The organism is bacterium (genome assembly GCA_040754625.1).
In the GTDB taxonomy this organism is placed as follows: Bacteria; JACRDZ01; JAQUKH01; order JAQUKH01; family JAQUKH01; genus JAQUKH01.
In genome coordinates this window covers 1-14,431 of record JBFMCF010000089.1, presented here as the reverse complement: position 1 = coordinate 14,431, position 14,431 = coordinate 1, and the positions used below count along the sequence as shown (strand labels likewise).

Annotated in this window: 14 protein-coding genes; 3 read left to right on the top strand and 11 right to left on the bottom strand. The window is 38.8% G+C overall.

The annotated features are described in order from the left end of the window. Nucleotides 1–665: 665 nt before the first annotated feature. Nucleotides 666–2,390, bottom strand: a complete 1,725-nt coding sequence (gene polX, locus AB1498_07945; protein ID MEW6088221.1) for a DNA polymerase/3'-5' exonuclease PolX — start codon at nt 2,388–2,390, stop codon at nt 666–668. 79 nt (nt 2,391–2,469) lie between these two features. Between polX and rpsT the strand changes: the two genes are divergently transcribed. Then, a complete protein-coding gene (rpsT, locus tag AB1498_07940) occupies nt 2,470–2,739 on the top strand; it encodes a 30S ribosomal protein S20 (GenBank protein MEW6088220.1) in 270 nt (89 codons plus the stop codon). A 5-nt stretch (nt 2,740–2,744) separates the two neighbouring features. Here the strand turns inward: rpsT and holA are convergent, their stop codons facing one another. From holA to AB1498_07910, 6 genes are all read right to left on the bottom strand, one after another. Continuing rightward, nucleotides 2,745–3,746, bottom strand: coding sequence for a DNA polymerase III subunit delta (holA, locus tag AB1498_07935; protein ID MEW6088219.1), 1,002 nt, complete (start codon nt 3,744–3,746; stop codon nt 2,745–2,747). A 66-nt stretch (nt 3,747–3,812) separates the two neighbouring features. Next, entirely contained in the window at nt 3,813–4,322 is a 510-nt protein-coding gene (gene lptE, locus AB1498_07930; GenBank protein MEW6088218.1) for an LPS assembly lipoprotein LptE, read from the bottom strand. Nucleotides 4,323–4,390: 68 nt separating this feature from the next. Next, on the bottom strand, nt 4,391–5,707 hold the full coding sequence (locus AB1498_07925) for an excinuclease ABC subunit UvrC (protein ID MEW6088217.1): 1,317 nt from the start codon (nt 5,705–5,707) through the stop codon (nt 4,391–4,393). Further along, nucleotides 5,691–5,981, bottom strand: coding sequence for an HU family DNA-binding protein (locus tag AB1498_07920; GenBank protein MEW6088216.1), 291 nt, complete (start codon nt 5,979–5,981; stop codon nt 5,691–5,693). Before AB1498_07920 ends, AB1498_07925 begins: the two co-directional genes overlap by 17 nt. A gap of 38 nt (nt 5,982–6,019) precedes the next feature. Further along, nucleotides 6,020–7,363 carry an acetyl-CoA carboxylase biotin carboxylase subunit gene (accC, locus tag AB1498_07915; GenBank protein ID MEW6088215.1) on the bottom strand — a complete coding sequence of 448 codons (1,344 nt, stop codon included), beginning with the start codon at nt 7,361–7,363 and terminating at the stop codon, nt 6,020–6,022. A gap of 8 nt (nt 7,364–7,371) precedes the next feature. Continuing rightward, on the bottom strand, nt 7,372–7,797 hold the full coding sequence (locus AB1498_07910; protein MEW6088214.1) for a biotin/lipoyl-containing protein: 426 nt from the start codon (nt 7,795–7,797) through the stop codon (nt 7,372–7,374). A 176-nt stretch (nt 7,798–7,973) separates the two neighbouring features. Between AB1498_07910 and AB1498_07905 the strand changes: the two genes are divergently transcribed. Both AB1498_07905 and AB1498_07900 read left to right on the top strand, forming a co-directional pair. Then, nucleotides 7,974–9,116 (top strand): acyl-CoA dehydrogenase family protein, encoded by a 1,143-nt coding sequence (locus tag AB1498_07905; protein MEW6088213.1) that lies wholly within the window; start codon nt 7,974–7,976, stop codon nt 9,114–9,116. A gap of 3 nt (nt 9,117–9,119) precedes the next feature. Beyond that, nucleotides 9,120–9,926: an electron transfer flavoprotein subunit beta/FixA family protein gene (locus tag AB1498_07900; GenBank protein ID MEW6088212.1), complete on the top strand. Its 807-nt coding sequence runs from the start codon at nt 9,120–9,122 to the stop codon at nt 9,924–9,926. A 46-nt stretch (nt 9,927–9,972) separates the two neighbouring features. Here the strand turns inward: AB1498_07900 and AB1498_07895 are convergent, their stop codons facing one another. From AB1498_07895 to AB1498_07880, 4 genes are all read right to left on the bottom strand, one after another. After that, a complete protein-coding gene (locus tag AB1498_07895; GenBank protein ID MEW6088211.1) occupies nt 9,973–11,034 on the bottom strand; it encodes a 3-isopropylmalate dehydrogenase in 1,062 nt (353 codons plus the stop codon). Nucleotides 11,035–11,192: 158 nt separating this feature from the next. Next, a complete protein-coding gene (locus tag AB1498_07890; protein ID MEW6088210.1) occupies nt 11,193–11,933 on the bottom strand; it encodes an SDR family oxidoreductase in 741 nt (246 codons plus the stop codon). A gap of 86 nt (nt 11,934–12,019) precedes the next feature. Then, nucleotides 12,020–12,934 carry an RluA family pseudouridine synthase gene (locus AB1498_07885; GenBank protein ID MEW6088209.1) on the bottom strand — a complete coding sequence of 305 codons (915 nt, stop codon included), beginning with the start codon at nt 12,932–12,934 and terminating at the stop codon, nt 12,020–12,022. A 7-nt stretch (nt 12,935–12,941) separates the two neighbouring features. Next, nucleotides 12,942–14,291, bottom strand: coding sequence for an AAA family ATPase (locus tag AB1498_07880; GenBank protein MEW6088208.1), 1,350 nt, complete (start codon nt 14,289–14,291; stop codon nt 12,942–12,944). Nucleotides 14,292–14,431: the final 140 nt, after the last annotated feature.

The window sequence follows — 14,431 nt, the reverse complement described above, 5'->3', positions numbered from 1 at the left end:
CTATAAGAAAGGTAGTGGATGAATTAAAAGACAAATGGGCAATTACTCTTAAAGATGAAATATCAGGCAATTCCTTAAAATTACTCCTCGATAAAAAACCGCACTAATTGGCAAACTCGGGAAAGTTATCGGAAAGCCGTGTGAGGGAAAACTTCAAGCACGGTTTGATGAGGGGATGCTGGAAACGGAACGAAAGTTTTGCGCCAGTGTTCTACTCTACAACATAACATCCATGAAAACGTGCCGTCTATCAAGCAAAAAATAGACTGTACACCTTTTCAGGAATAGATATCAATAATCATATTGTGAAGAGTGTGGGTCCCAATTTATCGGAATCCAAGTTCCATTGATAAGATTTTATTATCAACAGAACGGCACTATTCACAATCAAAAATAGAGCTTCAGACTAACAAAAAATATAGCCAATTCATCCATTCGCGCTGTTTCTGCGCACAATAGTAATTATGACAGGGTGTGCCCGTCAGATATAGAGCTATATATAATGGGTGATGCCGTTAACATAGCTCCTAACCAAAAATAGATAAAGGAGAATCTTTTTTTGGTAAAAAAGATCCGTAAGCACAATAATCACCTATTTGGTGGACATTACTTGTGTGGGGCTTTCACCCCCACGCCCCACCGCCGACTAAAGTCGGCGGATTAGGTTAGAATTTAACCTTTTTGCTTTTAAGCCACTTTCCCAATTTTTCCAGGCTGAATGTGTTCAATATATCTTTTTTTTCAAGCCATCCCCTTCGCGCGACGCTTACGCCGAATTTCATCATCCATAACTGGTCTGTATGGTGCGCGTCCGTGCCGATGACGAGCTTCGCGCCGATTTCTTTCGCCCGCCTGGAATTTATGTCGTTCAGGTCGAGCCTTTTATAATACGCGTTAATTTCAAGGGCTATATTTCTTTCCCTGGCTTTTTTTATGACCTTTTCCAAATTGATTTTATACGCGTCGCGCTCGCCTATCAGCCTCCCTGTGGGATGGGAAAAAATCCTGACAAACGGGTTATCCATCGCGTCAAGCACCCGCCCGGTCAGTTTATCCTCATCCTGCGTGAACCCTGAATGGATCGAGACAACAACGATATCGAGCTTTTCCAGCAAATTATCCGGGAAATCCAGCGCGCCGTCGTTTTTTATGTCCACCTCACACCCCTTAAGAAGCGTGATTCCCTCATTTTCTTTATTTACCGCTTCTATTTCCTCTATTTGTTTTTCCAATCTTTCGGGAGTCAAACCGTGCGCCACATGGAGCGATTGCGAATGGTCCGTAACCGCGATATATTCATAACCCATTTTTTTGCCGGCCGCGGCAATTTCCCTGAGTGAATTATTGCCGTCACTGTCCCTGGAATGCACATGGAAATCGCCCCGTATATGCTTATTTTCAATTATATCCGGCGTTTTTCCCTTTGTGGCAAGTTCTATTTCACCCCGGTCTTCGCGTACTTCAGGCGGCATTACAGGAAGGTTCAATAATTTATAAATCTCTTCTTCGCTTTTACCTCCGAGCCTTTCTTCCCCGCGGAACACACCGTATTCGTTAATTTTAAGCCCCATTTTTTTCGCCATTTCACGGAGTTTGATATTGTGATTTTTTGAGCCAGTGAAATACTGGAGGGCCGAGCCGAAACTTTCTTCAGGCACAAACCGCAAATCCACCTGGAGCCCCTCTTCCACGCGAATGCTTCCCCTGGTTTCACCTGATGCCAAAACTTCCTTTACCCCGGGATACTTTTTAAAATGTTCAATTATCTTATGGCCGTTTTTGCCGGTAACTAAAATATCAATATCACCTATTGTTTCTTTCATCCTCCGCAGGCTGCCCGCCGGGACCGCCTTTTTCACCTCTTTAATTAAAAACAGGTGCTCCAGTATATTTTCAGCTACAGGAAAAGCCATACCAAGGGGAATCCACCCTTTGCTGCTTTCAAATATTTCCACTCCCCTGGAAATATTTTCTTCTTTCTTTTCTCCAAACCCTTCCAATTCGCGTAATTTTCCATTTTGAATGGCTTTCTTTAAATCATCAATATTTTTTATTCCAAGTTCTTTGTTTAACTTTGCAACACCTTTCGGTCCTAACCCGGAAACAGACAATAACGTTACAAGGCCGTTGGGTATTTCTTTTTTTAATTCCTCATATCTTTCAATTTTGCCGTCCTTTAGATATTCCTCAATTTTTTCGGTCATACCCGCTCCAATCCCGCTGATTTCTTTCAGCCTGCCCTCCCTGTCAACATCTTCTATATTCTCAGTAAGGTCATGGAGTATCCGTGACGCTTTCCTATAAGCGTTTATCCTGAACCTGTTCTCGCCTTTTAATTCGAGAATATCGGCAATATGTTCAAAAATAACGGCTATCTCGTGATTTTTCATATTATCAATAAAACAGTTGACAACATAATATTATTCTTGTATAATTTCTGTTTAATTTTAATTAACAGAAAGGTTAAATATGCCAATACATCAAGCATCAATAAAACAAATACGCAAAGATAAAAAAAGAAATTTGCAAAACAAGCAAGCAAAATCGGCCTTAAGGACCGCTATCAAAAAAATCTACACAGCAAAAACCTTCGAAGAAAAACAAAGTTCTTATAAAGAAGCAGAAAAACTTTTAGATAAAACCTCGCAAAAAAACATCATCCACTGGAAAAATGTCGCCCGTAAAAAATCACGCCTGGCGGTTTATCTGAACAAAAATAAAACAGAGGCAAAAACTTAATAATATCATTTCCTAAATGAAATTATCAGCGACTCAAAAGCTGTTTCAGGTTTTAAGATACCGCTTTTTATTTCATAATCAGCCTTCAGTATTCTTTTAAAAATGTTTTTTAATTCGTCCCGCGAAAAATTCTTTATTTCCTGGAGATAATTTTTTACAAATGAAGGGTTTATCTTAATCATCTTGGATATTTCCAGCGGGCTTATACCTTCCTCATTCATCTCTTTAACTTTCCATATAATACGAAAATGGCGTGCCAGCAAACCAATAACAGCAATAAAATCATCGCTTTTGTTCTTTAATTGATTGAGTATTTTTAACGCCTTGTCAAGCCTGTTTTCTCCTATGGCATCGGCTAATTTAAATATATTTTCGATGTCCCCAAAACTTATAATCTGCCAGGCATCTTTTTCCTCTATGTTTTTTCTGTCCCCCGTGTAAATAATCAGTTTTTCAATTTCACGCTCCAGAATTCTCAGGTAATTTCCCGCCAATTCCTGTAAAACGCATGCACATTCAAAAGAAATTGATTTCCCTTTCTGTTTTACATTTTCCTGTATCCAGTAAGGGACCTGATTTGAGAATAACGGCCAAAAATGGCAGATAACCGCGTCCTTTAATGATAAAAATACCGCCTGTAATTTATTTTTTGAATCTATCTTTTCATCAATAAGGACAAGACAGCTTGACGGGGATGGATTTTCTAAATAAGAAATGAGGACCTTTTTATCTTTTTCTTTTAAAGAATTTACATCCCGGACAATAACCAATCTTTTTTTGTCAAAAAAACCGGTTGTTTCAGCTTTTTCCAGAATTTCATTAATGCCGGTTTCATAACCATACAGCACATCATAATTAAGTTCTTCCTCTCCCTTTTCCACCAGCTTTTCCTTAATTAATTTTAACGCTGTTTCAATCAGGAAATCCTCGCCTCCCGCAAAAAAATAGAGGGGGCCGATTTCCCCCTTTTTTAATTTTCTAAAAAGAATCTGATAATCTATCTTCATTTTAATAATCTATTTATCCAAAGTTACGTCGTGTTTCTTCATTTTACATTTTGACTTTTGCATTTTTTAGTACCATCCTATAATCACCCGTCTAACAACAGACTTTGCTAATTTTGCCAGCACCTTTTGTTTAGCCTCCTCCTCAGTCATGGTGATTTGCCCGTCCCTTAAAGTTGTAAAATAGGTAATATTCTCTCTTATCCCTTTTTCAACCCAGAGAGGTTCTTTACCGTCCTTTTCCCAGAATGTAACCTCAATAAAAATAGACAAATTTTTTTCAACAGGATTATTATATTCGTCAGTTTTTATTGTCAAAAGATTATAAGCTAATATTTTCCCTTTTATTAACGCGTCAGCGTCATCTATATTTGTGACCTTAAGCCTGCCGTGTGAAATAAACTCTTGAATAACTTTATCTGTCAGCCTCTCTTCCAGTCCGTATTCATATGTATCGTTCCTGAACACGGAAATCGATACATTCTGGATATTGTCAGGAAGTATAGATTTGGCAGTATAGGCACAGCTTGTTATTGTAAATAAAATTAAAATAAACAATATTTTTGATTTTGAACCCATAACAGTTTTATTATAACAATATTTTTTAACAAAACAAGTTTTTTTTAAAAATAAGATGGTCTGAAATTTTATTTATCCGGCAAAAAATCTTTTTTCCTCCTGAGCCTGTGATATTTTATCGCGAAACGGTGCGCTTCGTCACGTATTCTTCTCAGATAATTCAACTCCTCCGAATCAAAAGGAAGCCTTAACGGGACATTTTTAAAAGGCTTGTATAACACTTCATCTTTTTTTGCAAGCCCAAACACAGGAATATCCTTAATCCCCAGTTTTTTAAGAACTGAATATGCCGAATTTACCTGTGTTATACCGCCGTCAACAATAATCATATCCGGCAGCCCCGCTTTCTCATCCAATTGCCTTTTATATCTTCTCCGGATTATCTCCGCCAGCATCCCGGGATCGTCAATACCCTCTATTGTTTTTATTCTAAATCTCCTGTATTCCCGCGGGACCGCTATCCCATCTTTGAAATATACCAGGCTCCCGCAAGGTTTTTCTCCCGAAATATTTGAAATATCAAAAGCCTCAATAATCCTCACGGTTTTCGGCAAATTTAAACACCTTGTCAGCTTTTCATTTATATTGTTTTTTATCCCGCCGTCAATTTTTACAAAATCCGGCCTACCCGGTTCTCCGGACGATAAGGCCTTCTGTTTTTCGATTAAACCCTTTAGCGAAAATAAATAATCCCTGTAATACGCCGCATCTTCAAATTTTTCTTCTTTCGAGGCGTTGTTCATTTTATCTTTTAAATCCTTGAATATTTTTTTATATTTACCTTTAAGTATTTTATCAAGACTATTTACTAATTGCTTATAAATACTTCTGTTTATATTTCCCCTGCACGGCCCCAAACAACGCCGTATAAAATAATTAAGGCACGGTTTTTTATCCGTTCCCTGCCTGCGGCAGGCAAGCCTGCAAACCCTTAAAGGAAAAAGACGGTTAATAAGTCCCAGAAATTTTTTCAGGTCTTTTGCCTGGGTATACGGCCCGTAATATTTCGAGCCGTCATCTTCTTTTCTCCTGACAAGAATAAGGCGGGGGAATTCTTCTTTAACTGTCAGTTTTAAATAGGGGTATGCTTTATCGTCTTTTAATTCAATATTGTATTTCGGTAGGGTTTTTTTTACTAAATCTCTCTCTAGAATTAACGCGGATTCTTCTGAATCTGTAATGGTAAATTCAATGCCGTCAATTTGTTCCACCATGCGTAAAATATGAGGCGGTTTCAACGAAGATGTAAAATAACTGCGGACTCTCTTTTTTAATGAAACTGCTTTACCTATATAAATTATACTGCCTTTGCTCTTAAAAAAATAAACTCCCGGCTTGTCCGGGAGTTTATTAACTAAAACTAATAAATCATTTTTGCTGTTCATCAATTATTTCTATTATCTTAAATTCCTTTCCCGGTTTAAAAAACGGGACCTTCTTGGAAGGAACAGATACTTTTTCCCCCGTTCTCGGATTACGCCCCATTCTTGGACGGCGGGTGCGGACACCAAATGTCCCCAACCCCCTGATTTCAATCCGTTTGCCCTCTTTTAATGCCTGGCGCATAGCGCTTAAAATACTTTCAAAAACCTGTCCGGCTTCCTGCTTATTAAGATTAACCCTTTCTGCAATTATTTCCACAAAGTCAATCTTATTCATAAATATCCTCCTGAAATTTGTTGTATTTCTAAATCCTTTTATTTTTTGCCCCAGACATTTTCTATAAAATGAGTGTCAATTTCTCCTCTTTTAAACAAATCATCCCTGAAAATTTCAAGATGAAAAGGGATAGTCGTTTTAATACCTTCAATAACAAATTCCGACAGCGCCCTGTCCATACGGGATATGGCTTCCTTCCTGTTTTTCGCGAAAACAATTAATTTACCGACCATAGAATCATAAAAAGGCGAAATAGTATATCCATTATAAACATGAGTATCAATTCGGACACCCGGCCCGCCGGGAGGGATAAATTTAGTTATTTCCCCGGGTGAAGGCACAAAATTATTTTCCGGGTCTTCCGCGTTAATGCGGCATTCAATCGAATGACCGCTGAAATTAACCTGGTTTTGTGTATATCCGAGTTTTTCCCCTGAGGCTATCCTTATTTGTTCCTTTACCAAATCTATACCTGTAATTAATTCAGTTACAGGATGCTCCACCTGAATTCTTGTATTCATTTCCATAAAGTAAAATTTTTTATCTTTATCCGCTAAAAATTCCATTGTCCCGGCGCCTGAATATCCAACAGCTTTAGCGCCTTTAATCGCCACTTCACCCATTTCTTTCCTTATATCATCATTTATTAAAGGTGAAAATGCCTCTTCTATTAATTTCTGGTGCCGCCGTTGAATTGAACACTCCCTCTCGCCAAGGGAAACCACCTGTCCATATTCATCACCTAAAATCTGGATTTCAATATGCCTCGGCTTATCAATATACTTTTCAATATAAACACTGTCATTGCCAAACGAGGCTTTCGCTTCTGCTTTTGCCGCGAGAAATGATTTTGCAAGATTAAGTTCAGTATACACAATACGCATGCCTTTCCCGCCGCCGCCTGCCGCGGCCTTTATTATAACCGGGTAACTAATTTCTTTAGCTATTTTAACAGCCTCTGCTTCATTTTCAACATTTCCGCTCCCCCTGACAACCGGCAGCCCGGCTTCCTGCATTATTTTACGGGCTTCTATCTTGTCACCCATCTTTTTAATAGCTTCAGGGGACGGCCCGATAAATTTTATCCTGCATGATTCACAAATCTCCGCAAACCTGTAATTCTCCGCCAAAAAACCATAGCCGGGATGAATGGCTTCAGCATCAGTAATCTCAGCCGCGCTTATAATGTTCGGAATATTCAAATAACTTTTGTCAGTTTCTGACGGACCTATACAGATAGATTCATCAGCCCTTTTTACATGCAAAGATTCGCGATCCGCTTCTGAATAAACTGCTACGGTTTTTATACCTAATTCCCTGCATGCCCTGATAATTCTTAAAGCAATTTCTCCACGATTCGCTATTAATATCTTGTTAAACATTTTTCTTTCTATTTTATTATTAATTTAAAAAGCGGCTGGCCATACATAACAGACTGCCCGTTTTCGACTAAAATTTCTGTTATTTCTCCCTCTTTATCTGAAACTACTTCCTTAAAGACTTTCATCGCCTCCACAAAACACAGTTTATCACCGGATTTAATTTTATCTCCTATTTTAACCATGATTTTTTTGTCCTGTGGAGAAACAAGATAACAGGTCCCGACTAACGATGCTTTTATAAAATGATCTTTCTTCTCTTCTTTTGTTGTATCAGGGATATCCCCCGCGGGAGATAGTGTTTCTTTTTTTGCATATGTTATTTTTTCAGGGCGTTTTATAAAAATTTTCTTACCATCACGTTCCCATTCAAATTCAACGATACCTGAAGAATTGATAATTTTAAAAATTTCATTCACCTGTTCAATTTTCTGCATAATATTTTTCCTATTTATCATCAAACAAAAATATAGTTTGAATTTTACCATTCTCTTTATCACATGTCAAGAGAATCCAGAATCAAATCCAAATAAATCCAAATAACTTATTGACAATTAAACCATTTTTAAGTATTATCATACAGATTGTTTATTTCTCATAAGGAGGATATGATATGGATTTTAGTTTAACGCCGGATCAAGAACTAATAATAAACGCAGCTAAAGAAGTATGCCTGAATGAATTTGCCAAAAGGGCAAAAGAAACAGGTGAAAACAGTGTATTTCCAAAAGAGAATATAAAAATCATGGCTGAAATGGAAATGGCAGGGATCCCGTTTCCTGAAGAATACGGCGGATTGGGGTCTGATTTTCTCACATGGACAATTATAGGGGAAGAAATATCCCATGCCTGTGCTACCACAGGGACTATTTACGGCGCTCATATGCTTGCATGTTATCCCATTTTCCTTTTCGGCACAGAAGAACAAAAGAAAAAGTTTCTTACGCCTCTTGCCAAAGGTGAAGCTTTAGGTGCATTCGGCCTTACTGAACCAAATGCGGGCTCTGACGCAAGCGCTGTCCAGACTAAAGCTATAAAAGACGGTAATGACTATATTTTAAACGGTTCGAAATTATTTATCACAAACGCGGGACAGGCCGGTATTTATGTAATAATAACTAAAACAGCCCCTGATAAAGGTGCGCGCGGCATGACCGCGTTTATTGTGGAAAAAGACACTCCGGGATTCAAAATAGGAAAAAACGAAAAGAAAATGGCTTTCCCGGGCCTTCCAAATTGCGAATTAATATTTGAAGACTGCCGTATTCCAAAAGAAAATATGCTTCTTACAGAAGGAAAAGGCTTCAGGGTGGCCATGCAGACGCTCGATGTGGGAAGAATCGGGATCGGAATCGGATCCTGTGGCCTCGCGCGCGCGGCATTTGAAGAAGCGGCAAAATATTCCAAGGTCAGAAAACAATTCGGCCAGCTGATTTCTGCGTTCCAGGCAGTCCAGTTCATGCTGGCAAATATGGCAACCGAAATCGAAGCCGCAAAACTTCTCGTACTCAAAGCCGCGAGCCTGAAAGACTCAAACGGTAAATTTGAAAAATTCGCCGCCATGGCTAAAGTTTATGCCTCGGAGATGTGTATGCGGGTAACAAACCAGGCAGTCCAGATACACGGCGGATACGGCTATACAAAAGAATACGCCGTTGAAAGATATTTCCGCGAGGCAAAACTTTTCGACATTGTCGAAGGGACTTCAGAAATCCAGCGGGGTGTGATTGCAAACCACATTTTGAAAGAATTTTAATTTATGCTAAAAATTATAATCTGTATTAAGCAGGTTCCTGACACGGGTGAAATTAAAATAAATCCTCAAACTAACACTTTAATAAGAGAGGGCGTGCCCAGCATAATAAACCCTTTCGATAAAAACGCTATTGAAGAAGCGTTAAGAATTAAAGAAAAAACACCCACAGAAATTTCGGTCCTTACAATGGGGCCTCCCCAGGCGCAGGAAGCTTTAAAGGAATCACTGGCCATGGGCGCGGATTGCGCTTATCTTTTATCCGATAGAAGTTTCGCAGGGGCTGACACGCTTGCCACATCATACACGCTTGCCAGGGCAATAGAAAAAATAGGAAATTATGACCTTATAATCATGGGTAAACAAGCCATTGACGGAGACACGGCACAGGTAGGCCCTGAATTAGCTGAACATTTGAATATCCCGCAAGTCACTTATGTTAAAAAATTAGATTTACATCCCCAATCCGCCAATGAAAAACCGGTAAAAATTACTGCTGAACGCCTTTTAGAAGATTGTACTGAAACGGTGGAATGCCGGCTGCCTGCTCTTATTACAGTTACAAAAGAGATAAATGAACCAAGACACCCCTCGCTCAAAGGAGTTTTAAGGGCGAAAAAGGCAGCTATACCGGTATGGAAAAAAGAGGACATATCCGCGGGAGATGATAAAATCGGTTTAAACGGCTCACCTACTCAGGTAACAAAAATCTTTACCCCTCCGGTTCGCACTGAACGTGAAACACTTACAGGCACACCTGAAGAAATGTCAAAAAAACTTGTTGAAAAATTAAAAGAAAGAAAGATTATATAACGTTATAACAAGACAAGGGGTCATGTCCCCTTGTCTTCATATGTTTTTATTTGCTTTCCTCCACAAATTTCGTGATTAAATCCCCGATTTGAGAAGTAGATAGTTCACCGCCGGCTGATAAAGTTTTAATATGTTTTTCTGTCAGCGCTTTAATTATCGCGTTTTCAACCAATGCCCCGCCTTTTTTCTCCCCCAGGTAATCAAGCATCATACCCACGGCGGAAATGGAAGCCAAAGGATTAATCACATTTTTTCCCGCGTATTTCGGCGCCGAACCATGTATAGGTTCAAACATTGAAACGCCTTCCGGGTTTATATTCCCGGACGCAGCTATCCCTAATCCTCCCTGGATCATCGCTCCCAAATCCGTGATAATATCACCGAACATGTTCGGGACAACAATAACATCAAACCACTCCGGATTTTTGACAAACCACATGGTTATCGCGTCAACATAGGCGTGGTCCTGTTTAATTCCGGGATATTCTTTTCCAACCTCAGCAAATACTCTTGTCCAAAGGTCATGAGCATAGGTCAAGACGTTGGCTTTATCACAAAGATAAAGGCTGTTTCTTCTGGCGCGTTTTTTTGTAAATTCGAAGGCGTAACGGACACAGCGCTCAACACCCTTTCGTGTCGCGATCATTTCCTGTATTGCGACTTCATCGGGCGTTCCTTTCTTAAAATTACCGCCGATACCCACGTAAAGGTCTTCGGTGTTTTCCCTTATTACCACGAAATCAATATGTTCAGGGCCTTTGTCCTTTAAAGGCGTCCATACATTAGGATACAATTTCACGGGCCTGAAGTTAATGTACTGGTCAAGCCCGAAACGGATAGCCAGGAGTATTTCTTTCTCAAGAATTCCAGGTTTTACTTCCGGGTGCCCGATAGCGCCAAGATAAATCGCGTCAAAATTTTTCAATTCTGAAAGCGCTCCTTCAGGCAAAGTTTCTTTGGTCTTCAAATACCTTTCCCCGCCGAAATCATAATGCTTGAGTTTGTATTTAAAACCGGCTTTCTCCGAAGCCGCTTTAAGTACTTTCAATCCTTCATTTACAACCTCCGGGCCTACCCCGTCACCGGGCAAAACTGCTATTTCATACATTATTATCCTCCTCAAAATTATTACTAAAAATTAATATTATAACAATTTATAAAAATAAATCAACTACTTTATCCCGGATTTTATTCTTGTGTCAAGCCAAATTAGAAATGTCCTGTTATTACCAAAATAGAAGAGCATTTTGTTAGAGACTCTTAATTTCACCACGGAATTTCATTATCAAAATGAAAAAATTTACCCGTCGGGCCGTCACTATCGAGCGTCGCGAGCCTGACCGCTGTTTTTGCCCCTTCTTCCGGAGACATCGGGGCCTGATCGGTCCCTAAATCGGTTTTTACCCATCCCGGATGCGCGGAATTTACTTTTATGTTCGTATTCCTTAAGGCTGAAGCAAGATGCACGGTAAACTGATTTAGCGCTGTTTTCGAGGCCGCGTATGAAAAAGGTTTGGCCTGTGACAAATCAGAATTAAAATCGCTCTGGATTGCGAGAGACCCGAGTATACTCGAGACATTTACTATGCGCCCCGCTTTACCCTTTTTCAAAAGAGGCAAAAGCGCCTGCGTCAATTCAACCTGCCCAAAAAAGTTCACATCGAAAATTTTCCTGAGAGCCGCCGGGGATACTGCTTCCACGCTGTTTCCAAATAAAGGTTCCTCCTGATTTGCCATTCCCGCGTTATTGACAAGGATATCAAGTTTCCCGTATTTCTTTTCCAGGTAATTTTTAACGTTCTGGATGTGATTTGGATTTGTAATATCAAGTTCAAAAAATTCCACGTCAAGCTTTTGGTCTTTTAAAATTTTCGCGGCGTTTTCCCCTTTTAAAACGTCTCTCGCTCCCATGATTACCGTGATACCTTTCAGCGCGAGCTGCCTGCTTGTCTCAAATCCCAGCCCTTTATTGGCGCCTGTTATTAATGCTACCCTTTTTTCAGCCATTTCTTCCTCCTTTTTATATCATTATAATAAAAAAAAGACCCCGGGTCTTTTAATTTTCTATTATTTTCTGTAAAAATACTATCTTATTAATTTGGCCGCTGGAAATATTTTATTGCCGACTTGATGTCCTCAGGTAAAGGGCTTGAAAATTCCATGTATCTGTTTGTAATGGGATGCACGAATCCCAGCAGAGCGGCATGTAAAGCCTGCCGGCCAATTAAATCTGACTTTTTACCATATTGGACATCCCCAATAACGGGGTGTTTTAAATAAGAAAGATGGACCCTGATCTGGTGTGTCCGGCCGGTTTTAAGTTCCACCTCAAGTAAAGAGGCGTCTTTAAACCGCTCTAAAACCCTTACCTTTGAAACCGCGGGACGGCCTTTATCCAAATTAACCGCCATTTTTTTTCTGTGAACTCTGTGCCGGGCAATCGGAGCCTCGATTCCAAACGAACCGCGCTCGATCCTTCCTTTTACCAGAGCGATATATTTGCGCGTTATCGTTCGCTTGTGCCACTGTTGTGAAAGACCCTGGTGGGTCTTGTCATCTTTCGCGGCCACCATAACACCGGAAGTATCTTTATCCAGGCGGTGGACAATTCCCGGTCTGAGACATCCGTTAATTCCCGAGAGGTTTTTGCAGTGGTAAAGAAGCGCGTTCACCAGTGTCCCCGTATAATTCCCAGCCGCCGGATGAGTGACCATTCCCGCGGGTTTATCAATCACGATAAGATGCTCATCCTCGTATAATATCTTCAGGGGAATATTCTCAGGCCTGGCGGATATTTCGACAGGATCGGGAATTTCTACCTGAATAACATCCCCTGCCTTGGTCTTATAATGGCTTTTTCCCGCCCGGCCGTTGACTTTTATTTTTCCGTCTTTGATTAAATTTTGAATCCGGCTGCGGGACAAATCAAGATTTTGCCGGCTCAAAAAAAGGTCAAACCTTTTTTTGCTTTCATTTTCAGAAACAATAATTTCTTTTGTTTTTGGCATGATTTATTTATTCTTTTACCAAAACTTCAACCTTTTTACAAAATTCTAACAAATCCGTGTTTTCTAAATCTTTAATATCCATTGCTTTTGCAAGCTTTCTTAAATATTTTTTTAAGTTAAACCCAATTTGATCTTCAACTTTTTTATCTGGCTTTATTTCAGTGATGTCCGCCGGCACATTAAATCCTTGTAAATTCCGAATAATATTGAGAGGTATATAATTTTCTATTGCATATCGTTTGAGCTGAAAACATTCAACCCCTTTCTCTCCGCAATTCTTTTTAAATTCATCTCGCACTGATTTGCTTTTATGATCCAAATCAATTAAAGCAATAATTTTGTTTTTATCAAAATTATCAACTAAGGCAGATAAATCAATCTGTGCCATTATATCTCCCCCTAATGGCAAAAATTTAATACTATATTTTTCCCAAAATCCCATTTTCTTAAAGATTTCTTCCAAAAAATCTTTGTCTTTAGGGCCTTCTGTTAAAACCATTAAATCGGAAATTAAGTTATCCACAACAGAATATCCAAGGTCTAACAACAAATTAGCCCTGGTTGTGTCGTCCGAAACTTTTATCTCATTATCCATTTCAGTACGGCAAATTTTATCTGCTAACGTGGGATTCAAGAAAATATTGGAATGTGTTGCCAAAAGGAATTGTTTATCTTCCCGGGATGTAATAAAACTAATAAGTTTTCTTTGCATATCAGGGTGTACGTGATTTTCGGGTTCTTCAATCATGATAAAGTTATAATCAAAATCAATAATAAAAGAAATTATTATTAAAATATCTCTTAGTCCTAATCCTGAATTTTCTGCATTAATCCAATTGCCGGATTCAACAGGATTATTTGTAAAACGAAGTGATATTTTGTTACCTTTTATTGGAACAACATTAAAATAATAACCATTTGTAATTTCTGAAAATTTATTATAGATTTCTTTATATATTTTTGACTCCTTTGAATGAGGGTCTTGATTTTTAAGGAAAAATAACCGATTTAACAGGTTCTCTCCAGATGGAGACGGCCCAGCGTCGGTACTAATAGTAATATCATATTCCAGTTTTCTTTTTGGCGGTATTAAAACTGGCTTAAAGGGATTAATTTGTTCTTTAAGAAAATCGTTAATAAAAAGTTTAAAAAAACCTGTTTGATAATTCCTATTTTGAGCTTTGTTGAAGATATCCGTTTCGTATTGTTCAATAGATTTTTCAAAAATAGTAATACCTATTTGAGATGGAATAAATTGAGAAAACCAATTCGTATGATATCTTGGATTTGAAAGATTATAGCCTTTTATAAAAGATTCATATTTCTCAATTAACCTTGGTATATCTTTCTCAGTTATTTCTCTACCTAAGCCTTACACAAGCGTAATTTTTTGAAATAAAAGCGAAAAAGAACTTGAAATGCCCAATTCTATTGGTTAAAATGATTTTGTCAAAAGACATAACAACCAAAAAAAAGGGCATTTCAAGTGAATAAAAA

Coding starts and splice junctions, on each gene's coding strand:
- polX (MEW6088221.1), bottom strand. CDS start 2,390: ATGAAAAATCACGAGATAGCCGTTATTTTTGAACATATTGCCGATATT.
- rpsT (MEW6088220.1), top strand. CDS start 2,470: ATGCCAATACATCAAGCATCAATAAAACAAATACGCAAAGATAAAAAA.
- holA (MEW6088219.1), bottom strand. CDS start 3,746: ATGAAGATAGATTATCAGATTCTTTTTAGAAAATTAAAAAAGGGGGAA.
- lptE (MEW6088218.1), bottom strand. CDS start 4,322: ATGGGTTCAAAATCAAAAATATTGTTTATTTTAATTTTATTTACAATA.
- AB1498_07925 (MEW6088217.1), bottom strand. CDS start 5,707: ATGAACAGCAAAAATGATTTATTAGTTTTAGTTAATAAACTCCCGGAC.
- AB1498_07920 (MEW6088216.1), bottom strand. CDS start 5,981: ATGAATAAGATTGACTTTGTGGAAATAATTGCAGAAAGGGTTAATCTT.
- accC (MEW6088215.1), bottom strand. CDS start 7,363: ATGTTTAACAAGATATTAATAGCGAATCGTGGAGAAATTGCTTTAAGA.
- AB1498_07910 (MEW6088214.1), bottom strand. CDS start 7,797: ATGCAGAAAATTGAACAGGTGAATGAAATTTTTAAAATTATCAATTCT.
- AB1498_07905 (MEW6088213.1), top strand. CDS start 7,974: ATGGATTTTAGTTTAACGCCGGATCAAGAACTAATAATAAACGCAGCT.
- AB1498_07900 (MEW6088212.1), top strand. CDS start 9,120: ATGCTAAAAATTATAATCTGTATTAAGCAGGTTCCTGACACGGGTGAA.
- AB1498_07895 (MEW6088211.1), bottom strand. CDS start 11,034: ATGTATGAAATAGCAGTTTTGCCCGGTGACGGGGTAGGCCCGGAGGTT.
- AB1498_07890 (MEW6088210.1), bottom strand. CDS start 11,933: ATGGCTGAAAAAAGGGTAGCATTAATAACAGGCGCCAATAAAGGGCTG.
- AB1498_07885 (MEW6088209.1), bottom strand. CDS start 12,934: ATGCCAAAAACAAAAGAAATTATTGTTTCTGAAAATGAAAGCAAAAAA.